The sequence below is a fragment of the Streptomyces cinereospinus genome (assembly GCF_042430725.1).
GTDB lineage: Bacteria > Actinomycetota > Actinomycetes > Streptomycetales > Streptomycetaceae > Streptomyces > Streptomyces cinereospinus.
The window spans coordinates 1-20,857 of record NZ_JBHMCY010000019.1; the positions used below are offsets into that span (position 1 = coordinate 1).

The 20,857-nt window shown below is 68.4% G+C and carries 19 protein-coding genes, 1 tRNA gene and 3 pseudogenes; 11 read left to right on the plus strand and 12 right to left on the minus strand.

What is annotated here, in order from left to right; genetic code table 11:
• Nucleotides 1-60 precede the first annotated feature (60 nt).
• From ACFF45_RS12440 to ACFF45_RS12485, 10 genes and pseudogenes are all read left to right on the plus strand, one after another.
• Nucleotides 61-567, plus strand: a pseudogene (locus ACFF45_RS12440) (sensor histidine kinase); the annotation flags it as partial.
• 192 nt (nt 568-759) lie between these two features.
• Nucleotides 760-1,272, plus strand: coding sequence for a toxin-antitoxin system HicB family antitoxin (locus ACFF45_RS12445; RefSeq protein WP_381345693.1), 513 nt, complete (start codon nt 760-762; stop codon nt 1,270-1,272).
• A gap of 83 nt (nt 1,273-1,355) precedes the next feature.
• Complete coding sequence (locus ACFF45_RS12450; RefSeq protein WP_381345695.1) at nt 1,356-2,204, plus strand: DUF4097 family beta strand repeat-containing protein; 849 nt, start codon at nt 1,356-1,358, stop codon at nt 2,202-2,204.
• 61 nt (nt 2,205-2,265) lie between these two features.
• A complete protein-coding gene (locus ACFF45_RS12455) occupies nt 2,266-3,252 on the plus strand; it encodes an ATP-binding cassette domain-containing protein (RefSeq protein ID WP_381345697.1) in 987 nt (328 codons plus the stop codon).
• Nucleotides 3,249-4,040, plus strand: a complete 792-nt coding sequence (locus tag ACFF45_RS12460; RefSeq protein WP_381345699.1) for an ABC transporter permease — start codon at nt 3,249-3,251, stop codon at nt 4,038-4,040. Before ACFF45_RS12455 ends, ACFF45_RS12460 begins: the two co-directional genes overlap by 4 nt.
• Nucleotides 4,041-4,348: 308 nt before the next feature.
• Complete coding sequence (locus tag ACFF45_RS12465) at nt 4,349-4,711, plus strand: hypothetical protein (RefSeq protein ID WP_381345701.1); 363 nt, start codon at nt 4,349-4,351, stop codon at nt 4,709-4,711.
• Between the two features lie 63 nt (nt 4,712-4,774).
• Nucleotides 4,775-5,044 carry a hypothetical protein gene (locus ACFF45_RS12470; RefSeq protein ID WP_381345703.1) on the plus strand — a complete coding sequence of 90 codons (270 nt, stop codon included), beginning with the start codon at nt 4,775-4,777 and terminating at the stop codon, nt 5,042-5,044.
• A gap of 180 nt (nt 5,045-5,224) precedes the next feature.
• Nucleotides 5,225-5,760, plus strand: a pseudogene (locus tag ACFF45_RS12475) (DUF3631 domain-containing protein); the annotation flags it as partial.
• Nucleotides 5,682-6,194, plus strand: a complete 513-nt coding sequence (locus ACFF45_RS12480; protein WP_381345705.1) for a helix-turn-helix domain-containing protein — start codon at nt 5,682-5,684, stop codon at nt 6,192-6,194. The pseudogene ACFF45_RS12475 and the gene ACFF45_RS12480, both read left to right, overlap by 79 nt.
• Nucleotides 6,195-6,268: 74 nt before the next feature.
• Nucleotides 6,269-7,471, plus strand: a pseudogene (locus ACFF45_RS12485) (site-specific integrase).
• A 453-nt stretch (nt 7,472-7,924) separates the two neighbouring features.
• Here ACFF45_RS12485 and ACFF45_RS12490 read toward each other — a convergent pair.
• From ACFF45_RS12490 to ACFF45_RS12510, 5 genes are all read right to left on the minus strand, one after another.
• Nucleotides 7,925-8,350: a PIN domain-containing protein gene (locus ACFF45_RS12490; RefSeq protein WP_039657652.1), complete on the minus strand. Its 426-nt coding sequence runs from the start codon at nt 8,348-8,350 to the stop codon at nt 7,925-7,927.
• A complete protein-coding gene (locus ACFF45_RS12495) occupies nt 8,347-8,625 on the minus strand; it encodes a ribbon-helix-helix domain-containing protein (protein ID WP_039657654.1) in 279 nt (92 codons plus the stop codon). The genes ACFF45_RS12490 and ACFF45_RS12495 overlap by 4 nt, the downstream gene beginning before the upstream one ends.
• A gap of 64 nt (nt 8,626-8,689) precedes the next feature.
• Nucleotides 8,690-9,583 carry a phosphorothioated DNA-binding restriction endonuclease gene (locus ACFF45_RS12500; protein WP_381345707.1) on the minus strand — a complete coding sequence of 298 codons (894 nt, stop codon included), beginning with the start codon at nt 9,581-9,583 and terminating at the stop codon, nt 8,690-8,692.
• A gap of 125 nt (nt 9,584-9,708) precedes the next feature.
• Nucleotides 9,709-11,208 carry a hypothetical protein gene (locus ACFF45_RS12505; RefSeq protein WP_381345709.1) on the minus strand — a complete coding sequence of 500 codons (1,500 nt, stop codon included), beginning with the start codon at nt 11,206-11,208 and terminating at the stop codon, nt 9,709-9,711.
• A 281-nt stretch (nt 11,209-11,489) separates the two neighbouring features.
• A complete protein-coding gene (locus ACFF45_RS12510; protein WP_381345711.1) occupies nt 11,490-12,182 on the minus strand; it encodes a TetR/AcrR family transcriptional regulator in 693 nt (230 codons plus the stop codon).
• A 53-nt stretch (nt 12,183-12,235) separates the two neighbouring features.
• On the opposite strand from ACFF45_RS12510, the gene ACFF45_RS12515 reads away from it, so the two are divergent.
• On the plus strand, nt 12,236-13,354 hold the full coding sequence (locus ACFF45_RS12515) for an FAD-dependent oxidoreductase (protein ID WP_381345713.1): 1,119 nt from the start codon (nt 12,236-12,238) through the stop codon (nt 13,352-13,354).
• 122 nt (nt 13,355-13,476) lie between these two features.
• Here ACFF45_RS12515 and ACFF45_RS12520 read toward each other — a convergent pair whose 3' ends face one another.
• The 7 genes from ACFF45_RS12520 to ACFF45_RS12550 all read right to left on the minus strand — a co-directional run bounded on the left by ACFF45_RS12520 (nt 13,477) and on the right by ACFF45_RS12550 (nt 20,826).
• Complete coding sequence (locus tag ACFF45_RS12520; protein WP_381345715.1) at nt 13,477-14,076, minus strand: DUF6262 family protein; 600 nt, start codon at nt 14,074-14,076, stop codon at nt 13,477-13,479.
• Complete coding sequence (locus ACFF45_RS12525; protein WP_381345717.1) at nt 14,073-16,691, minus strand: tyrosine-type recombinase/integrase; 2,619 nt, start codon at nt 16,689-16,691, stop codon at nt 14,073-14,075. The genes ACFF45_RS12520 and ACFF45_RS12525 overlap by 4 nt, the downstream gene beginning before the upstream one ends.
• Nucleotides 16,688-17,881: a tyrosine-type recombinase/integrase gene (locus ACFF45_RS12530; protein WP_381345718.1), complete on the minus strand. Its 1,194-nt coding sequence runs from the start codon at nt 17,879-17,881 to the stop codon at nt 16,688-16,690. The genes ACFF45_RS12525 and ACFF45_RS12530 overlap by 4 nt, the downstream gene beginning before the upstream one ends.
• Nucleotides 17,882-17,951: 70 nt before the next feature.
• Nucleotides 17,952-18,911, minus strand: a complete 960-nt coding sequence (locus tag ACFF45_RS12535) for a hypothetical protein (protein WP_381345719.1) — start codon at nt 18,909-18,911, stop codon at nt 17,952-17,954.
• Between the two features lie 295 nt (nt 18,912-19,206).
• Nucleotides 19,207-19,503, minus strand: coding sequence for a hypothetical protein (locus ACFF45_RS12540; RefSeq protein WP_381345720.1), 297 nt, complete (start codon nt 19,501-19,503; stop codon nt 19,207-19,209).
• Nucleotides 19,458-20,192, minus strand: a complete 735-nt coding sequence (locus ACFF45_RS12545) for a transposase (RefSeq protein WP_381345722.1) — start codon at nt 20,190-20,192, stop codon at nt 19,458-19,460. The genes ACFF45_RS12540 and ACFF45_RS12545 overlap by 46 nt, the downstream gene beginning before the upstream one ends.
• A gap of 560 nt (nt 20,193-20,752) precedes the next feature.
• A tRNA-Pro gene (locus tag ACFF45_RS12550) sits at nt 20,753-20,826 on the minus strand.
• Nucleotides 20,827-20,857: the final 31 nt, after the last annotated feature.

Sequence of the window (20,857 nt, forward strand, 5' to 3'; positions counted from 1 at the left end):
CGACGAGCCGTCGGCGAACCCGCTGGATAGATCACGAAACCGCACTGGAGTACTAGCTAGGTCATCTCGATGGCGCTGGGCGGCGTACCCGAGGGCAGCGTGGAGCTGGACATCTCCGAGACCCTGCCCTTGGCGGACGTCGACCGCGGCCTGCTGGAAGGGCCGGTCGCCGACATCGTCGAGAACGCCGTGGCGTACAGCCCGCCGGGTGAGGGGGTCCTGGTCTCGGCGAGCGCCAGGGCCGACCGGGTGGAGGTCCGGGTCGTGGACCGGCCCGGTGTCCCGGACGAGGCCAAGTCCCGCATCTTCGAACCTTTCCAGCGCTACGGCGACGCCCCGCGCGGCGACGGCAACGGCCTCGGCCTCGCGGTCGCCCGCGGCTTCGCCCAGGCCATCGGCGGCAGCCTGCACGCCGAGGACGCACCCGGCGGCGGCCTCACCATGGTCCTCGCCGCACGGACGCGCCGGAACGACAGCCGCAGCAACCGGACGTGCCGGCGGCGGCCACGTCCTGAGGAGCGCTCAGGGCGCCCCGGGTTCAGTGGCACACAGGGCGGCGCCTGGTGATGCCACGTGGCACCATGTGGCACCATGTGACGCCATGCGATGCCATAGAACCTCTACAGTGCGCGCGGCGCCATCGGGATCAGGCGTGTACGTGTCGCATTCTCCCATCTCAGGCAGTACCTCAAGTGCTCGCCCGCGGTGGCGCGCTATCCGGGCTTGCACATGGCGCCATTGTGGTGCCATGATGACGTCATGGATCTCACGCCGTATGTCGACACCCTCCGCCGCGAACTCGCGGTGGCCGCCGAAGCCGGCGGCGACGACGCCCGCGAGCTGGCCGAGAGGCTCACGGCTCCCTTGGAGTCGGCGACCCGGCTGACGCTGCTCAACGTGCTCTCCGCCGCGATGGACGAGATCACCCGTGAGCTCGCCCCCGGCTCGGTCGACGTACGGCTGCGCGGGCTCGACCCCGACTTCGTGGTGACACCGCCGCCCACCTACGGGGCCGCCCCCGCGGAACCGGCCGCACCCGTCGAAGCGCTCAGGGCCCCGGCCGACAGCGACGAGGGCGGCACCGCCCGCGTCAACCTGCGGCTGCCGGCCCACCTCAAGGCCCGTGCCGAGGAGGCCGCGAGCCGCGAGGGCCTCTCGGTCAACGCGTGGCTGGTGCGCGCGGTGTCGGCGGCGGTCGAGGGCGGCTCCCGGCCGCGGACGACGGAGAAGAGCCGGAGCGTCGGCCAGAGCTTCACGGGCTGGGTGCGCTAGCCGCGCCCGCGCCCGGTACGACTTCATCCACATCACGTCCCACCAGCGGGGACGCCCTGTAGACCCAAGAGGACGGGACAGCCATGCCTTCTTTCGACACTCCCGCACCGATTTCGCTCACCGCACGCGTGGAGGCCGGTTCCATCCAGTTCACCGCGAGCGACCGCCTCGAGACCGTGGTCGAGGTGCGGCCACGCGACCCGAAGAAGGACCTGGACATGCGGACGGCCGACCAGACCGACGTCACGTACGCGGGCGGGGTCCTCACCGTCATGACGCCCAAGCCCAGCCTGTTCGGTCTCGGCCGCACCGGCGTCGTCGACGTGACGGTCGAACTGCCCACGGGCTCGCGCATCGACATGACCGGCGCCTGGACCCAGGTGCTCGGCGAGGGCCGGCTCGGCGAGGTCCGCGTGAAGACTTCTTCCGGCGACGCCCGCCTCGATACGACCGGCCCGCTGAACCTGACCGCCTCGCACGGCTCGGTCATCGTGGACCGGGTGGAGGGCGGGGCCGAGATCACCACGAGTTCCGGCAGCTTGCGCGTCGGCCTCGTCGACGGCCCCGCCGTCCTGAAGAACTCCCATGGCACCACCACCGTCGGCGCCGTGACCGGCGAGGCGCGGGTGAGCGGCGCCCACGGCGACATCAGCATCGACCGCGCCGAGGACTCCGTCACCGCCACCACCGCCCACGGCACCGTGCGCGTGGCCGAGGTGGCCCGCGGCACCGTCCGGCTTGAGACGAACTACGGCGCCATCGAGGTCGGTGTTCGCGAGGGCACGGCCGCCTGGCTCGACGTCAACTCCGGCTCGGGCCAGGTGCGCAACACGCTGACCGCGTCCGACGCGCCGCAGGAGACCGAGGACACCGTCAAGATCCACGCCCGCACCAGGTACGGCAACATCGACGTCCGCCGCGCCCGGGCCTGAACGCCGCTTCCCCCGACCCGCCCCAGCTTTCGAAACGGAGGGCTCCATGCCTTCATCTGTCATGCCCACATCCAAATGGGACGGCGGTCCGCAGTCGCCCGCCGCCATCTCCGCCGTCGGTCTGCGCAAGTCGTACGGTGACAAGACCGTCCTCGACGGCATCGACCTGCGCATCCCGGCCGGGTCCGTGTTCGCCCTGCTCGGCCCGAACGGGGCGGGCAAGACCACCGCCGTGAAGATCCTTTCCACGCTCCTCACCGCGGATGGCGGGCACGCCCAGGTCGCGGGCCACGACCTCGCCGCCGACCCGCAGGCGGTCCGCGCCGCGATCGGCGTCACCGGGCAGTTCTCCGCGGTCGACGGTCTGATCACCGGCGAGGAGAACGTGCTCCTGATGGCGGACCTGCACCACCTGTCCAAGCGCGAGGGACGCCGCGTCACCGCCGAGCTGCTGGAGCGCTTCGATCTGGTCGAGGCCGCGAGGAAGCCCGCTGCCACCTACTCCGGCGGCATGAAGCGCCGCCTCGACATCGCCATGACCCTGGTCGGCAACCCGCGCATCATCTTCCTCGACGAGCCGACCACCGGCCTCGACCCGCGCTCCCGGCACAACATGTGGCAGATCATCCGCGAGCTGGTCTCCGACGGCGTCACCGTCTTCCTCACCACCCAGTACCTGGAGGAGGCCGACGAACTCGCCGACCGCATCGCGGTGCTGAACGACGGCAGCATCGCCGCGGAGGGAACCGCCGAGGAGCTGAAGCGACTGATCCCCGGCGGCCACGTCCGCCTCCGCTTCACCGATCCGGTCGCCTACGAGAATGCCGTGTCCGCCCTACCCGAGACGCAGCGCGACGACGCGGCACTCACGCTCCAGATCCCCAGTGACGGCAGCCAGCGCGGACTGCGCTCCCTCCTCGACCGGCTCGACGCGGCCGGCCTCGAGGCCGACGAACTGTCCGTGCACACACCGGACCTCGACGACGTCTTCTTCGCCCTGACCAGCGGAGACGGCGTACCCAACCAGCCCAGGGAGACCGCCCGATGAGTACCCTCGTCCTCGCCGTGCGCGACTCGTCCACGATGCTGCGCCGCAATCTCCTGCACGCCCGCCGCTACCCGTCGATGACGCTGAACCTGCTGCTCTCGCCGGTCATGCTTCTGCTGCTCTTCGTCTACATCTTCGGTGACGTGATGAGTGCCGGCATCGGGGGCGGCGGGGCCGACCGCTCCGCGTACGTCGCCTATCTCGTACCCGGCATCCTGCTGCTGACCATCGGCGGCACCACCATCGGCAGCGCCGTCTCCGTCACCATGGATATGACCGAAGGCATCATCGCCCGCTTCCGCACCATGGCCATCCACCGCGGCTCGGTGCTCATCGGGCACGTCGTCGGCAGCGTGCTGCAGTGCATGATGAGCGTGCTGCTCGTCGGAGCCGTCGCTGTCGCGATCGGCTTCCGCTCCACCGAGGCCACCGCCCTGGAGTGGCTGCTGGCGATCGGGCTGCTGACGCTCGTCTCCCTGGCGCTCACCTGGATCGCGGTCGGCATGGGCCTGTCCAGCCCGAACCCCGAAGCTGCCGGCAACAATGCCCTGCCACTGATGATTCTCCCCCTGCTGTCCAGCGCCTTCGTCCCGGTCGACGCCATGCCCGGCTGGTTCCAGCCCATCGCCGAGTACCAGCCCTTCTCCCCGGCCATCGAGACCCTGCGCGGACTCCTCCTCGGCACCGGCATCGGCCACAACGGATGGCTCGCCGTGGCCTGGTGCCTGGCCCTGGCAGTGCTCGGCTACTTCTGGTCCACGTCGCTGTTCGCCCGCGACCCGAAGTAGCGCAACCCGAGCCACAACCTGCTCGCTCCCCATGAGCTGCTTCCACGTACTGCGAGCTATGCGGCTGGACGGAAAGGGCGGCCCGCTCGGGCGCAGCGCTGCTCGAAGTCCGGCGGCAGCCAGCGGATTCGCCGTCAAGCCCACTCAGGCCACGCCAAGGGCCCCGCAGAACTGATGGGCGGGGGAGACGGTTCTGATGCGAGGGGGTTGCTGTACTTCGCTGATGTACCGCCAGTAGCCGTACCGGGCCGGTGTCCGGCCGGTACGATGCGCAGGCTGGGCAGTGTCCACGCGATGGGGGAGGGGCAATGAGGATCAAGGACCCGGAGTACCCGGCGGCGGTCGAAACGGCTGTGGAGATCTTGCGGAAGTGGGCCGGGCAGGGACAGACCATCACGTACGGGGAGCTGAGCGCCGAGTTGGCGGCACAGGGCTTCGACTCCGTCCCGCCTCACCGCGGGGTCATGACCTACCTGCTCAAGGACGTCTGCCTTCACCGCAACGAAGACGGACGAGCACCGATGCTCTCGGCGATCGTGGTGAACAAGGCCAGCCGAGAGCCATCCGACCAGTTCTCCGCCCTTGCCCGAAGCCTGCCCTTCTCCCGGTCGGCGAACTGGAGCTGGCAGGACGAGCAACAGCGGGTTTTCGCTCAGTATCGCGAGGAATGACGTCGGCCCTCGACACTCGCTGAACCCTCATCGGCCTCCACCACGTTCCTCAAGTGGCACTGCGTGATCACGTTCGCGGAGGACATCGACAACCGGACGCCGTCCATCCTTGTCACCACGCTCGCCGGACACGCGTACAACGGTGAGGAGGATGTGTTCACTGCCGTGCGCAGCGTGCTGGACGACATGCTGACCTTCATCGAGAGGCGCGACGGCCAGTGGTGGGTGCCCAACCCGGCGCATGAGGAAGATGACCTCACCGACGAGTGGAACCAGTACCCTGAGTCCCGAAAGATTGCCACGCCTGGTACGACGAGATCACCACGATTGTGATCGAACTCGCCAGCATGGAGACCAAGGGCCTGGACGCCGTCTTCGAACGCCTCGCCAAGTCCTTCGGCCCCGGCCCGGATGACCAGACTGGGCACGCAAGTGATTCCTACCTGCTTGTTGTCGTCTGGCTACTCGGTCGGTTTCCGTGCCGTGCTCATGACACATGCTGCCGAGTCCACCTGGGCGCAGTCCGTCCGCGACCAGGTCGACGGGGTGTTCCCGGAGCTCCCGGAGGGCATCAGCGACCGGCCCGCGGACGTGTGGGAACCCCTGCTCGCCATCGCGGACGCCGCCGGCGGCACATGACCGGAGCGGGCGCGCGCCGCCTGCATCGAGCTGGTGAACGCGGCCAAGACCAGCGACAAGGGCAGCGTCGGAATCCGTCTGCTCACGGACCTCCGCGACTACGTGTTCAACGGCATCGATCGTGTCTGCCCACCGTCGCCATCCTCGACAGGCTGCACAGTCTCGAAGAGGCGCCGTGGGCGGACATGAGCGGCAAGCCGCTCGACGCGCGCGGGCTGTCGAGGATGCTGCGGGAGTACATGACCGCGGACGACACCCCGATTGCGGCCCGCAACATCAAGACCGGCGGAAGCGTCATGAAGGGCTACTACGCGACCGATCTGCACGACGCGTGGCAGCGCTACTGCCCGCCCCCCGCGGAAAGTCCGCTACTTCCGCTACCGGCGCTACCGGGCAGGTCAGAGCCCTAGAAGCGGTAGCGGATCGGTACTCCGCATCCGCTACCGCGACGCCCCGCCCGCTACCCGCCCCGGCCACGACTCCGGGACCGGTAGCGGCTCCATCCGCTACCGCTGTCTCCATCCGCTACCTGGATCATGCCTTTGACCAGGGCGGTAGCGGAGGTAGCGGAAGTAGCGGACCTGACAGGAAGGGGGCCACAGCCCCCGGAACCCTGCCGAGGAGGCACCGCCGCACGAGCACCGTTGCCGCACCCGCCGAACAGCTCCCCTACCGACCCGAGGAAGCGGCCAAGGCTCTCCGCATCGGACGCTCGATGGTCTACGAGGAGATACGCCTCGGACGACTTCAGACCGTCCGCATCGGCCGTCGCCGACTCGTGCCGCCGGAGTACATCGCGCAGTACGTCGAGCTCCTCAAGCGCGAGGCGGAAGCCAACGACTGAATTCCTCATCACCCCGTTCCACAGGGCCGCGTCCTTCAGGGCGCGGCCCTGCATTCTTGGAGGCACACCACAGCATGAGCGAAACCCCGAAGCGCACCACCAGGGCCGGTCATGGCGAAGACACCATCTATTGGGACCCGGCCAAGAAGCGGTACGTCGGGGCCGTTTCCCTGGGCTTCGCCCCGAACGGCAAGCGCCGCCGGCCGAAGGTCTACGGCAAGACGAAGACCGAAGTGCGTCAGAAGATCCGCGACTTGAAGAAGGAGGTACAGACCGGAGTCAAGTCACCAGTGAACTACACCGTGGCCGACGCTGTGAACGACTGGTTGGAGCGAGGCCTCAAGGGACGCGAGGAACTGACTCTCAGCAAGAACCGCAGCATGGCGAACAAGCACCTGATTCCGCTGCTCGGCAAGGCGAAGCTGAGGGATCTCAGCGCGGACGACGTTGACGACTGGTTGGATGACAGGGCCGAAGTGCTCGCCACACGAAGCCTGCGCGACCTGCTGGCCATCCTGCGTCGCTCCATCGCGCACGCCCAGCGCAGGGACAAGGCAGCGCGGAACGTCGCCCTGCTCGTCACAGCACCGGAGGGTCGCCCCGGCCGGCCGAGCAAGGCACTGAACCTGGAGCAGGCCAAAGCCGTGCTCGCCGCCGCGCGAGGCTCGCGGCTGTACGCGTACCGGGTGCTGTCGCTCCTGAGCGGCGTCCGTACGGAAGAGGCTCGCCCGCTCACCTGGGACCACGTCTTCCTGGGGACGAGGGACGGCATCCCGCCGCACGTCGCGGTGTGGCGCTCGGTGCGCAAGCACGGTGAGACGAAGACCAGGAAGAGCCGGCGGCCATCGCTCTGCCGAAGCAGGTAGTCGACGTCCTCGAAGAGCACCTGAGGTGGCAGAAGCTGGAACGTGCCTCACGGGGGATGGAGTGGAGTCCGGCCGGTCGCGTCTTCACGACCCGCACCGGCGAGCCGCTCGACGCGGCCAACCTCCGGCGCGACTTCAAGGCCATCGTGCGAAAGGCCGGCCTGAAGCCGGAGTGGACGCCGCGGGAGCTCCGGCACAGCTTTGTGTCCCTGCTCTCGGACCATGGCATCCCGCTGGAGACCATCGCACTGCTGGTCGGTCACAGCAGCCAGGCGACGACCGAGGCGGTCTACCGGAAGCAGCGTCCGGCCCGTGATCACGACGGGCGCCGAAGCCATGGACGACATCTTCGCCGATGATCAGGAAGGGGAGGAGGCGGAGCAGCAGGAAGAGGGCGGCGCGGTAGCCTGATCAACTTCGTTTGGCCCCCTGTTTGGCCCCCCGCTCATGACAAAGGGCCAATCGCGATCAAGCGATTGGCCCTCTGACCTGTGTCGGGGTGGCGGGATTGGAACCCACGACCTCTTCGTCCCGAATGAGGATCGGTTAATGATCTTTCCTGCCTGGATCGTGTTTGCGCAGGTCAGGGAGGTGGTCCCGGTTGGTCTCGGGTGGCGTGGAGGGGGCTTCGGGAGCAGGGCGGCTCCCAGATGGCTCCCAAGGGTGCTGGATGGTGCTGGAGCGTCAGCCCTGTGACCCCAAGACAATCCACCGGCCCGTCAGTGCCAGGAAGTCGAGTCGGCCACGCTATTCGCCGTCCGCTGCCTCGCGTCGGAGACTGCCGATGTGGTCCGCACAAAGTACGCGATGGCACCGCGGGTGCTCACCAGCGTGGGCGCTGGCGCTGGAGGGGCGCGGGTCGGGTCACACCTTCTTGACGACGATCGTGTCCGGTACCAGCTTCTCCAGGTCGTCGACATCCGAGGTGAAGACGGTGACCTGCCCCCTCTGCTGTCGCGCGATGACGGCGAGCACAGCATCGATCGCGTACTTGTGGCCGTGCAACTTGGCGTCGGCCAGGAGACGACGCGCCTGGCGGGCCTCGTCCTTCCCGATGTCGACGACCTGGAGCCGGGACAGTACCCAGTCCCAGCGCTGCTCGGTCGTTCTGCCGTCGTACGCCTCGACCAGTGTCATCGGGGACGTCACCACCTCGGCCTCCCCGCGTGCCGCGAGGTCGAGCCAGGCGATCATCTTCCGGTCGCCGCGCACCGCAAGGGACAGGGCTTCACAGTCCAGTACGAAGACGCGGAGGGGTCGCTGTCCGTGCTCACCGGCTCGCTTCTTCACGCAGCCTCTCCGGCGTTGTGCTTTCCGGCGGTTCGACGCCGCTCGTGTTCGGCGTCGAGTTCGTCCAGCTCGACGAGCGCTGCCGCATGCTCGTCCTCGGTGATGGGGCCGTGCTCTTCCTGCAACCAGTCGACCAGTTCCAGGAGCCGGTCCCGGTCACGCTTGAAGCGCAGCGCCTCGGCGACATACGCCGACAGGCCCCGCTCTGCCGCGTCCGCGCGGATCTCGTCCAGGAGATCCTCGGGAATCGTCACGGTTACCTTCTTCGTCGCCATACAAGAGACCATACTCCCGGTATCGCACTCCTTACCAGCGGGTCACGTGATAGGCGCTCGGCGATCAGGCGGCCGGGGCGGGGCGTGGGCTGCCGTGGAAGACCTGGCTGGTGTGCCAGGAGCGGTGGACCGCCGCGACGGGACTGGCACCCGGTTGAGGTCCGATGAGCGGGCGGCCGGCGAGCGCTATGACGTGCTCGCGGGCGGCGGGGCTGTGGCCGACGAAGCGCTGCGAGACCAGGATGCGGTGACTGTCACCGATGCCGAGGACGCCCTTGTCGAAGAGCTTGTGGTGCAGCGAGCACAGGCACAGGCCGTTGTCGACGTCGTCAGGGCCGTCGAACGCCCACCAGCGCACATGCGCGGCCTCCAGCCCGACCGGCACCGCGCCGATCCTGCCGTCGTAGCCGCAGAAGGCGCACTGGTACTCGTATGCCGTCAGGACCTGCTCCCGCATCCGGGGATCCCGCCGCCCGCGCACGGCCGAGAACTGTTCGCTCTTCGTCGGCTCCAGCTCCAGGCCGACGGCTTCGCACAGGTCGCCGTGGAGCGAAGGCGGGAAGTTCAGGTCGAGCAGGACCCGTGCCATCCGGCCGAGCAGCGACGGCTCGCGCCGCAGCGCCGCCCGTAGTTCCGGCGTCAGCCGCCCTGCGGCTCCGATCTCCCGCAGCTCCCGCACGCCACTGCCGGGGCTGCCCGGTCCGCGATCGGTGCGCACCTCCCACACGCCGTCGCTCACCAGATGGTGGAACGGGTAGGCGGGCGTCGTTCTGTTGGGCGGACCGTACTCGGCCAGCAGCCGTCCGAGGTCGTCCTCCACCGCGCTGTACCGCAGTTCACCGTCGGCGTCCCGCTGGAAACGCCCGAGCGCGTACAGGAACAGCAGCGGCTTGTGCGGAGCGCGGGTCCCGCTTCTGCTCCACTGCCTCAGCTTCGCGGCACGCTCCAGCCAGTCCATGACCGGCGATCGTAGTGGCGTTGGGGTGCGGTGGTTTCGAGGGGGCATGGGGAGCGGGTCGACTCCCGGATGGCGCCCGGACACCGTGGGGTCAATGGCTTCCTGCCGACGTTGCCTGTTGCGGCCTAACGAGTCGTGCCGAGGCGACTGCGACGGGTCTCAACCAGGTGCCGCCATCGTTCGCGCGTCTGTCGTTCTCCGCCGATCCACCGAGCTCGCGCGGTGTGCTCGGGGAACGGAAGGCCGGCCATGAAGTGCGCGATCTCGACGTAGTAGGCGTAGTCGCCGCGCTGCGTGAGTTCGCGCAGGCGGGTGATCGCGTCGACGAGGACGTCCTGGGCGTCGAGAACGGCGTGGTGGAAGCACAGGGCCAGTTGCAGTTTCGCCGCGGCGTAGGAAATACCGGAGACACCGATTTCGGCGAGCAGCACGGCCGCCCGGTCGGGCACGTCTACGGAGAAACCGGCGTCGCGTACGAGTGCGGCGATGCGAACGGTCATCTCGCTGGAGCGCAGGCTGAGGCGCGACAGCAGCCGGTCCGCCAAGTCGAGTTCATCGTCGGCGCGGAGCGGGTCGGCGAAGGAGACGGCGAAGGCGAGATGCGCCTGGACCATGGCGGTCTCACCGACCGCACCGTGTTCTTCGGCCTCGCTCCTGGCCGCCAGGTAGGCGGCGGTCGCCCGCTCCATGTCCCCCTGCACCCACCACACGTCTCCCAGCACCCGATGATGCCGCCCCTCCCAGCCCAGTCTCCCCGCGGCCTCCACCGCCGTCGGGAAATCTCCGGACAGTCGGCTCAGGTGTGCCAGGCCGCGTCGAGCGGCGGAAGCGAGCCGACCGTCGGCGGAAGCGACGCGCTGCATGCCGCGCCGCGAATCATCGGTCAGGCCGAGGTCCCGCTGGGCCTTCGCCAGGTAGTACGTGGCCAGTTCGACCAGGTCATCCGGGAGCAGCTGCGATGCAAGGACGGCAGAGAGCCGGCCAGCTGTGCTTTCACGGTGTTCGTGCTGGCGCCGGGCGATGGCGCTGAGTGTTTCCACCAGGGCGTCCGCCGCAGTCTGCAGGCCGTCCGACGACCTGGCATCGGCTGCGGGAAGTGCCAGCGGTTCCCAGATGGAGTCCCCTACGTACTGGAATGCGGCATCGGCGAGCCAGCCGAGATCGAGACGGAAGTCCCGTGCGAGGAGCAGCCCTTGCTGGAGACAGCCGACCAGCACGGCGCGGTCGCGTCGCAGGTCCTGGCGCCACTGGGATTCCAGGGCATGGAAGGCGCGCTGGGCCGCGCGCTGCCAGTCTTGGTCCGACCAACGGTCGTCACTGCCGTCGTCCGCGTTGCGAATAGCGGCGCGGATCAAGTCGTGGACATGAAAGGGCCACACACCGCAGGAGGACTCTCGGATGAAGGGGCGCTCGGTCAGCCGTAGGGCGGGCGCGTCGTGGTCCATACCGGCGACCTGGGTGGCCAGAGGAACAGAGAACGCGTCGAGCAGGCTGACCGAGCGGAGCACGTGGCGTTCCTCGGCGGTCAGGTCGCTGAGGGTTCGGGCGATCAGGGCGGGGAAGTCGTGATCGAAGTCGGTGACCTGTGGCTGCCTGCCACTGCGCCGAAGCTCCAGGTAGCGCATGACCGACAGGTCCAGGTACAGGGGTAGCCCGTGGGAGCGCTCGGCGATGATCCGGCGGACCGGTTCGTCGATCAGCGGCTGCCTGTCGCGGCTGAGCCTGCGGGCCAGATAGTCCTCGCAGTCTTCGGAGGAGAAGTCGCCTTTACCGACTCTCGATGTGTGCGGGTGAACTCTGAGCTGGGGCGATGCGTCGCGTGGACGTTCGTGACGGTTTTGAGCCGCTCGTCAAAGCAGCGGCTGTGCGCGTCGCCGGGTCGCTCACCACGGGTCAGGGCTGAGCGTCACGTCGGCGTAGGGGTGAGTTTGGCGGCCACGGCGTTGAGGACCCAGTCCAGGCCGGTCGCGAAGGACGTCTCGGCGTCCACGTCCGTGCCGTCGTACACGGCCTTGGCCAGCGCCGGGAAGCGGCCGGTGGCCAGCATTCTCGTCACATGCGGGCCGTGGGCGCGCTGCCAGTCGTGCTTGGACAGGCCCGTGGCGCGCTCGGCCCGCAGGTTCGCGATCTCGCGCCTGATCGCGCCGATGAAGTAGGCGCTCACAGTCTCGACGGCGCGCATGACGGTGTCGACATCGGCGAGGCCGTCGAAGGCGGCCAGCGTGGCCTCGGTCACGGCCAGGCCGTTCGGCCCCAGGGTCGGGCGACCGCCGAGCAGGTCGGCCAGCCATTCGTGACGGAGAGCGGCCTCCCTGGTGCGCTGGGCGAGGATACGCAGCGCCTCCCGCCAGTCACCGGGCTGCTCCCCGGGGAGAATCTCGGCCTGGACCTCGTCCACCATGAGGTCGAACAGCTCCTCCTTGGTGGAGATGTATCTGTACAGCCGCATCGGACCGGCGTCCAGGTGCGCCGCGACCTTGCGCACAGACACCGCCTCCAGACCGCCCTCGTCGGCCAGTGCGATGGCCGCGGCGACAATCCGCTCCCGGTCGAGCGGCACGGGGCGAGTCGGCGGCTCCGGCCGGTCCCAGACAGTCATGGTCACACCGTACCGTTGCGCTGCACCGTATACGAGCAATACAGTGTATCGACATGAGACACCGCATCGCAGTGGTCGGGAGCGGTCCTGCCGGCCTTACCTTCGCCCGCGTCCTGCACCGCCATGACCACCCCGTCACCGTCCTCGAACGCGATCCCGCCCCCGACGCCCGCCCCCCGGGCGGCACGCTGGACCTGCACGAAGGGATGGGCCAGCTCGCGCTGGACAAGGCGGGGCTGCTGGCGGAGTTCCAGGCGCTGTCCCGTCCCGAGGGACAGGCCATGCGCATCCTGGACACGGACGGAGCCGTCCTGCGCGACTGGCAACCCCGTCCCGATGACCGAGCCAATCCCGAGATCGACCGCAGGCAACTCCGTGACCTGCTGCTCGGCCCTCTCGACGTCCAGTGGGGTCGGGGCGTGACGCACGTGGTGCCGGGGACCCGGGACGGCGTACTGGTCCATTTCGCGGACGGGCGACAGGAGACATTCGACCTCGTGATCGGCGCGGACGGCGCCTGGTCCCGGATCCGCCCGGCAGTCTCGTCGGTGACGCCGCACTACACCGGCGTTACCTCGGTCGAGACCTCCCTCGACGACGTCGACACCCGCCACCCCGACCTCGCCTGGTTGATCGGCGACGGTTCCATGGCTGTGTACGGCGTGAACCGAGCTCTCGTCGCCCAGCGCAATAGCGGCGGCCACGTCAAGGTGCACGCCCAGTTCCGCGCGCCGCTGGACTGGCACACGGATCTGGACCTGGCCGACGTCGAGGCCGTGCGATCGAGCCTGCTGGCTCTGTTCGACGGCTGGGCCGCTCCCGTCCTCGACCTCCTCCGCCACGGCACCGCTTTCATTCACCGCCCCCTCTACGTTTTGCCCGTGTCCCACACCTGGACCCACGTCCCCGGGGTGACGCTACTGGGCGACGCCGCCCATCTGATGCCCCCTTTGGGGGCGGGCGCGAACCTCGCGATGCTGGAAGGCGCCGAACTCGCCGAGTCACTCGCCACCGGCCCTGGAGACCTGGACGAGACCGTCCGCGCCTTCGAGGAACAGATGTGGGCACGGGCCAGCAGGTGGGCGAAGATCACGATGGCCGGTCTGGAACGCCTCGTGAGCCCGGACCCCGCCGAAGCCCTCGCCGTCTTCGACCAAGTCCAGCCATCCTGAGCACCAGCACTATCAGATCGCCACGGCTTCACGGGACAGTACGGCACCGCCGCGGTCCCTTCCGGCAAGACCACCGTTAGACGAACGCACGGACGTCTGCACTGAACGCAGCCCTCAGCCCGCTACCGCGAAAATCCGGTCCGCTCCTCCTCGCGGGCCTGTTCGAGAAGTTGGGCTTCGAGGTCTGCGATGCGCTTCTCGGCGAACCGCAGGTTGGAGCGGGCGCCTTCGAGTCGCTCCTGGAGTGAGCGGTGCTCCTGGGTCACCTGGTCCAGGCGGCGCTTGAGGGAGGCGTTCTCGGTGCGGAGGGCTGGGGCGGAGTCCGCGGGGGCACTCTGTTCGACGTCTCGGAGCTGGCCCATCAGTTCGCCGATCCGCTTGCGCTGGGTGAAGACGGTCTCCTGGGTGCGGGTGAGGGCCTCCTCGGCGTTGAGTGCGCGCTCGCGCCAGGAGGCTTCGATGCGCTCGTGTTCCTGCTGGGCTCCTTGATCACGCCGTTTTCGGGCGTCGGCGACGGCTGCTTGGACCAGGGCTCGTGCGTCCGGGTTTTCGTAGCAGAAGGTGGCGGACACTCCCGCACGCTCGGCGATGGCTCGGACATTGAGCCTTCTGCGTTCGCGGCGAAGCTGCGTGATGGCCTTCTCAAGCTGGGTCAGTTTGGTGCGGGTCTGGCGGCGGCGAGCGGCGATCGCGGCCGCTGGGGAGTCGGCAGTGGATGTCATGCAGCATCACCATCGTCGATCTCCGGTGGCTCGGTGAGGTCCGTGGTTCGGAAAGCGGTGGACCAGACGCGGCCGAAGTAATCCTGGGGACGGCGGAGGTCGAGCGCGAGGGCCTCGTCCAGGAGACCGACGGCTTCCAGCGCACGTTCCAGGCCGGTGATCGCACGGGCGGTGGGCTCGAAGACCTCGTGGAGGTAGTCGGCGGTCGCACTGTCCGGCGCGCGCTCGGCCAGCATGCGCCACTGCTCACGCTTGCGGTGCCAGTAGACGAGGTCGGCGCCCGACATCACGAAGTTCTCGCAGCTGTGGCAGTTGAGGTCGAAGGGGCAGGCCGCGCCGTCGACGACGTGCTGGAAAGTGCAGAACCCGCCGTCGGCCGGGGTGGACCGCCGCGTCAGGTCGATGGCGAGGGCCTCGGCCTCCTCCTTGGACATGGGCTCGCTGCCGGACAGGATCAGTCCCGGCTCGTCCGATCCGGGACCGGCCACCCAGATGGTCTGCAGGGCCTGTTCGAGGCGGGGATCGGTGTTGGCGAGGTGGACGTAGTGCTCGGCCATCCGCCCGGAGACCTGACCGAGGTAGCGCTTGACGTGAATGAGGTCGGCGCCGTTGCGCAAGAGGTTCGTCGCCAGCGTGTGCCGGCTTTGGTGGGGAACACAGTGGGCGATGTCGAGCGTGTCGACCCAGTTCCGGAACAGTTTGTGGAACCACCCGTAGCTGACGCCCTTGAGCAGGTTGCGGTTGCTGTACTGCCGGGGGAACAGGGCGATCTGCAGGCGTTCACGCGGTGCTGGGGGCTGCCCGTAGCGCTGGGTGAAGCGGGCGACGGTCACTGCCTGGCGGCGTTCGATCCGCTGATAGAGCCGCTCGGGGATGCGGATGGCCTCGTCGTAGTTGCCGACTTTGGTCTGGTCGTGCCAGAACATCGGCAGTCCGTTGAGCCGGCCGACGCATTCCAGGCGGGCGTTGAGGACCTCGCCGCAGCGGCGGCCGACCAGGACGAGCGTTTCCCAGGCGTCCCGGAGCCCGCGGTTGTTGATGTCGAACGATTCGAGGTTAGCCAGATTGGTCGGGTGGGCCAGGGCCCTGGCGACGTCGTCGGGGAACGGCGATCGACGCCCCGTTGGGGCCGTGGCCCTCGGCATCGCGACGATGAAGCTGCGGTCCAGTCCGATCTTGTCAGAAGCCCCGGTCTCCAGTGCTCCGCGCAGGACGCGACGAACACTCATCAAGACGGTCGAGAGGGTTCCGGCGGTGGCAATTGAGGGCTCACCGGCATGTCGAGACCGACGATCGCCCTGATGATGGTGGATGCCGAGCGACTTCAGACCATGCCGGGCTCGCTGCCGCTGATCGGTGACGAAGTCGGTTGCATGGGACTCGGCCAGCACCGTGGGGTCGTGGCCTCCGCCCGGCACGAAGCCTTCGAGGTAGGCGCTCAACTCCACGCATCCCCGGCGGAGTTGATCGAAACTGGTTCGGCTGCGCGGCGGGTTCGTCTTCAGCCGGGCGGCCAGGAAGTCCCAGAGCAGGTCCCGCAGCCAGCGCTGCGTGACTCGGCTCAGGTCGATTCTGCTGCCGGCGTGGGGGAAGCGGACGCCGAAGTGGTCGGTCTCGATGAACCCGGCGTCCTTGGTGTCCTCGCGGGTGAAGTAGACCAGCCGTAGGTAGCCGAGCATCGCCGTGCCCACCTGGCGGACGAGGCGGTTGCACGTGTCCAGGTCGAGGTCGGCCAGGGAGTCCGCCTTGGCGGTCCGGCAGGTCTCGGCAAGGTGCTGGATCCAGGGAAGTGCCCAGTTCGTGCCCTGGGCTGGAGTCTGGGTGTGGTGGAACATCGCCCATTGGATCTCGGCCTTGACCAGAGGTTTCAGGCCCAGCAGTGACACCTTGCCGTGAGAGCGCATGATCGGCCCGGTCTCCCAGCACCATCGCCGGAAGGCGGCCTCGTCCTGGTAGCTGACGAGACCGGACGTATGTCCTTCATTGGCCAGCCGACCCCAGTGATGAGGAAGCCGGGCACCGCCGGGACACCCGGCGCGGTTGTAGAGGAGCCGGTGGCGCCGACACAGTCCCAGCGCATGCACCGCAGCCTCTGGGCACGGCACCACCTGGCACTGCCCGAACGAGGCCAGCACCGGCTGGTTGGCGACCCACTCATCGAAGTCCGGGGCAGCACCCCCTTTGAGGTGCGGATATTGGGCCCGGCGCCACCGGGTGGCGTGCATGTGACAGAGCCGGTCCGGACTCCAGGACGGAGTATGGCGACAGATCCGGCAGGGCGGCGGCGTCTTCCAGGACGCCTGCTTCAACGGCTCGGCGGTGCGAAGGAACTCCGCGACGCTGACGCCTTCCCGGCGTTGTCGGCCCCAGTCTCGCAGGTGGATATGGCAGAACTCCGTGCCCGGGTTCAGAGGCCGCTCGCACCGCGGGACGCCGCACTCCCAGGCGTAGACGGGGTGGTCGCCGGGCAGGTCGATCACGTCCGTGTGGAAGGCGACGTCGAACGTCGGCGCGTTGAGCAGGGCGGTCAGCAACTCCAGCCGGTCGCCGGTGGTGCGGCTCGGAACCGAGGACGGCGACAGCACGGGCAGCAGTCGGCGGGCGGGAGCACTCACTCCTCCTCACCCCAGACGGCCTTCAAAGCGGCCACGAACCCCGGCGAGTGCTGATCGGGATGGCCGTAGACCTCGTCGACCATCCTCATCGAGGCCCAGTTGCCCGCCTCCTTGGCCACCAGCGGGTCGTTGCCCGACGCGTCGAGGATCTTGCCCATCGTGCTGTGCCGGAACTGGTGCGGCTTGATGCGGCCGGGCAGACCGGCCCGTTTCCCGGCCCGCCGCAGCATGCCGCGGGCCGCGTCGGCCGTCCACGGATCACCGGTGTTCGACCCGTGCAGCTGGATCAGCAGCATCCCGTGCCCGGTGGCGTACTTCGTGTACTCGGTGGTCATGTAGGCGAAGTAGGTGCTGATCATCGCCGGGCTCACCCGGTAGATCTCCCCGCCGGTGATCACACCGTTCTGCAATTGCCACTCGGGCTTCTTCTTCGCCGCTGCCCGGTTCAGGTTGGCCACGCGGTGACACACATGAACATGCGGACCCCTGCACTCGCCACACGCCGCGTTCTCCCGCAGGTGCAGGTCGACCAGGTGCAGCCCGGTCAGCCCACCGATCCGCAGGGTCGTGTCGGACAGCCAGGTCACCACCATCGCGTCCCGGGCCGTATTGACCTCGCTCAGCAACTCGGGCCTCGCCCCGTCCGGGAGCATCTTGGGGTGCCGGCGGCGCGAACGGCCGGGCGGCGTCAGAGGGTTGGCCGACATCGAGGTCACCACATGCCCCAGCAGAACCCGGTCCCGGTCCGGCTGAGTCGGCAGCCGTCGGACGTCCAAGGCCGCCTTCAGCTCCGGGTTCACCCCCTGCCGGGCGCATTGGTGCAGGTAGAAGCCCTTCAGGCAGGCGGCCGTGACCTTGAGGGCGTCGGAGCCGTACGGACGTTTCGGCGGCATCCGCCACGGCTCGCCGAACGGCATCGGCACCCGTGCCCCGACCGCCCCCATGTACCGCTGCAGATCCGACAGCGAGACCTTCGCCGTCGTCAGCCCCTCGCGCACCCGCCACCGCAGGTGATCGACAAGGGTGTACGCGTACGTCTTCTGCGTCCCCGAGCCCTCGTACTGGCAGAGGAAGCAGTCCGCCTCCTCGTCCACGGTCAGGTCCGGCCACACGATCGTGTACGCCCGGCTCCCGTCCCGTCGGACCATCTCCTGGACACGAATGTCGTCCAGGACAATCACGCTCCGCACATGCCCCTCCCGCCGCATCCCGACGCGACGAACAGCCTTGCCGAGATCGGTAAACGAGAACGCGAAAGCCCTATGGACCACCCCGACGAGTGACCCCGACACTCACAGCACAGTCGGTAAAGTCGCCGATCAGGATCTGGCGGCCGGATACGCCTGACCCTCTATCTGCTGCGTCGGAGACGAGGCCGGGCCAGGCGTTCGGCCCGGTCCAGTCGAGTTGCCCTTCCAGGCTCGTTTCCGCCCACTGGAGGCGGTTGCGTCCGGTGACGACGAAGAACGCGTTGGGCATCAGCCACACGATGCGCTGGAGCAGGCGCTCGAAGTCACGGTGGGTACGGTCGCCGGTGTCCTCGAAGGTGTCCAGCAGGATCACGGGTAGCGCGCTCTTGTCGGCCGGGAGTTGGACCAGGTCCCAGGCAAGCAGGTGCGGGTAGAAGCTGAGGGCTTCCAGGTCGGGCTCGGCTTCCAGGAGGTCGGCCAGGCGCGAGCAGCCGGCGAGGGCGCGTACGGACTGGCGCCGCTCGCGTAACGCCTTGATGAGCGCTCCGGCCCCGTGCCCGAGCGCACCTCCGACGGTGCCGGGCAGGAGCAGCGCTTGGGCCACGTCGCTGAGGGCCGACTGCATCTGCTGCGGCAGGGCGGCAGCGGCGCTGAAGCGGCTCAGCAGTCCGCCCCGGCGCAGGTAGTCCTCGATCGGTTCGCCCGGGTGGTTGTGCTCCCAGTAGCGGCGCAAGGCGAGGTCGAAGGCGGGCATCGGCCGGCCGAGCGCGGCGACGGCAAGACGGATGGTGAGGATGACGCGCTCGAAGTCCATGCCCGCGGCGCGCGCGAGGTCGATGCGGACCGGCAGCGTCCGCTCCTCGGGGTGGGACGGTGATTCCCACTGCACGGGACGGTGCTCGCTGCTGGCGAGCGACGCCTCGATCTTGCGGGAGAGCGTGGACTTGCCGATCCCGCCCACACCATGGAACACCAGGATGTTGCGGCGGGGAGCCTCCAGGTCCTCCACATCGAAGTCCGCACGGGTCACGTGCCGTATGTGCTCAGCGAGGCCGACGGTCACCGCTTGCCACTGTGCCTGCCGGTTCGTGAACGCCTCACTGGCGGCGATGCTCCGGTCGTTCGAGCTGAACAGCGTTCGAAGATCCCGCCCTGCCACCGCTCCCCCTGACGATCAACTGGAGCCAATCTATGCTCCCTTGAGGACAGCCTGGCAAGCCCGCATTCAGGCAGCGTGTGCAGGTCGCATCCGGCACGTGGCAGTGAACCGCTCCGGGGCTGATGGAGTCGCCGGCCTGTCCTGAGTTGAGCGTCGCATTGAGTGCTCACTGGCCGAGGGACGGATCAGGACCGAAATCGACGACCATCATTGTGGCGGTGCCTCCGGGCGGGCTCGTCAGCACGCCGCGCACGCGGACTGCGGTGCCGGTGTCATGGCAATGGACTGCTGTGTGGTAGTCGGCGTCTGGAAGATCCATCCAGATGGTGCGGCTGCGTCGTTGGAGGAGGGCCTGGACGCCTACCTTCCCCGTTTCGTCGTCTGGGTGCCGCCTGAGGTCCGTCACCAGACCGTAGATCACATGCTCGCGGCTGTAGATGCTTGTCTTGAGCTGGTCGGACACTCTTTCCACGATGGCGATGGCCTCGCGGCGAAGACGTGCTCCACGCGGGCGCGGACCTTGCGGTGGGAAGCGTTGTGTTCCTCTTTCCAGGCCGGGAGCTCGGCCTGGCCTTTCTCGCGGCGGTGTGGGATGACCAGGCCGGTGCCCCTGTAGCCGCCGTCCGCGATGACCGTGGTCTTCCCGACGGCGTCTTTCGCGCCGGACAGCTCCCACGCCTTGCAGTCGTTGCGGTTGCCAGGCAGTGGCCGGCCGACCGCGACGACGAGCCGGGTGTCGGCGTCGATGACGACCTGATGGTTGGTGGAGTACCGGTAGTTCTTCGACTGCTCGGCGATGCTGTGGTCGCGGGTGGGAACCAGGGTGCCGTCCACGATCAGCACGGTGTCCTTGGGGAACCGCTTGCGCTGCTGGAGCGCGAGAGCAGGGCCGAGGTGGTCGATGATGCGGTCAGCGGCCGACTTCGACACCCCGAACAGCGGCGCGAGCTGCCGCAGGGTCAGGTTGGTCCGCCAGTACGCCGCGACCAGCAGGACCCGGTCTTCCAGCGGCAGGCTCCACGGCCGGCCCTTGCGGACGGGGTCCGCACCCTCGCGCCGCAGCGCGTTGATCAGCCTGCCGAACTGTCGTGGGCTCAGGCCGGTGAACGGGGCTATCCAGGACGGCTCCGACGCCGTGATCACACCAGACACGACAAGATCATCTCACCCGCGACCAGCAGTTACGGGACAGCCCTTAGCTCCAGGATGGGGTCCTCGGTCGAGCCGCCTCGGCTGATCCGTTCCAGAAACCTACGCGCTGTGCGATCCATCTGGCCTCTTTGCCGCTCAACACGCCCGGCCGCACGACCTGTTGGGTAGGGCGAACGCGCTTGGTGGTCGATCTCACGTACCCTATCGTGAGGCGAGCGGACGACATGGCTTCTCACGAGGCTGGCTTCTCGACAAGCGGTTAGCGCCTGGTGGTAGGCGACGCCCCCCAAGGAGATCCAGCTGCTGTGAGCGGGAGGGCTTGGCGATGTTCGCCCCCTGCCGCGACAGCCGGGACGCAGTCTGCCTGGTCTTCCTGGGATGAGACCTACCAAGTAGGCCACGCGTGCTGATCTTCTGTGCTTCTGGGGCTCTACTCGGCTGCCTACCTCAGGGAGCCAGTCATCAAGTTCGGCTCCCAGATGGCTCCCAAGCGATCTCCTGGAACCACTCAGGGGCCCGACCCGCTAAGCGGATCAGGCCCCTGACCTGGTACTTCACTGTCGGGGTGGCGGGATTTGAACCCACGACCTCTTCGTCCCGAACGAAGCGCGCTGCCAAGCTGCGCTACACCCCGATGTCGCTGCTTGTCGCGGCGACGTCGTTTA

What these genes read in the sequence shown, in the direction of transcription:
- ACFF45_RS12515 (WP_381345713.1), top strand. Translation starts at nt 12,236, where the DNA reads ATGAGACACCGCATCGCAGTGGTCGGGAGCGGTCCTGCCGGCCTTACC.
- ACFF45_RS12455 (WP_381345697.1), top strand. Translation starts at nt 2,266, where the DNA reads ATGCCCACATCCAAATGGGACGGCGGTCCGCAGTCGCCCGCCGCCATC.
- ACFF45_RS12500 (WP_381345707.1), bottom strand. Translation starts at nt 9,583, where the DNA reads ATGGACTGGCTGGAGCGTGCCGCGAAGCTGAGGCAGTGGAGCAGAAGC.
- ACFF45_RS12520 (WP_381345715.1), bottom strand. Translation starts at nt 14,076, where the DNA reads ATGACATCCACTGCCGACTCCCCAGCGGCCGCGATCGCCGCTCGCCGC.
- ACFF45_RS12445 (WP_381345693.1), top strand. Translation starts at nt 760, where the DNA reads ATGGATCTCACGCCGTATGTCGACACCCTCCGCCGCGAACTCGCGGTG.
- ACFF45_RS12465 (WP_381345701.1), top strand. Translation starts at nt 4,349, where the DNA reads ATGAGGATCAAGGACCCGGAGTACCCGGCGGCGGTCGAAACGGCTGTG.
- ACFF45_RS12495 (WP_039657654.1), bottom strand. Translation starts at nt 8,625, where the DNA reads ATGGCGACGAAGAAGGTAACCGTGACGATTCCCGAGGATCTCCTGGAC.
- ACFF45_RS12505 (WP_381345709.1), bottom strand. Translation starts at nt 11,208, where the DNA reads ATGCGCTACCTGGAGCTTCGGCGCAGTGGCAGGCAGCCACAGGTCACC.
- ACFF45_RS12450 (WP_381345695.1), top strand. Translation starts at nt 1,356, where the DNA reads ATGCCTTCTTTCGACACTCCCGCACCGATTTCGCTCACCGCACGCGTG.
- ACFF45_RS12510 (WP_381345711.1), bottom strand. Translation starts at nt 12,182, where the DNA reads ATGACTGTCTGGGACCGGCCGGAGCCGCCGACTCGCCCCGTGCCGCTC.
- ACFF45_RS12460 (WP_381345699.1), top strand. Translation starts at nt 3,249, where the DNA reads ATGAGTACCCTCGTCCTCGCCGTGCGCGACTCGTCCACGATGCTGCGC.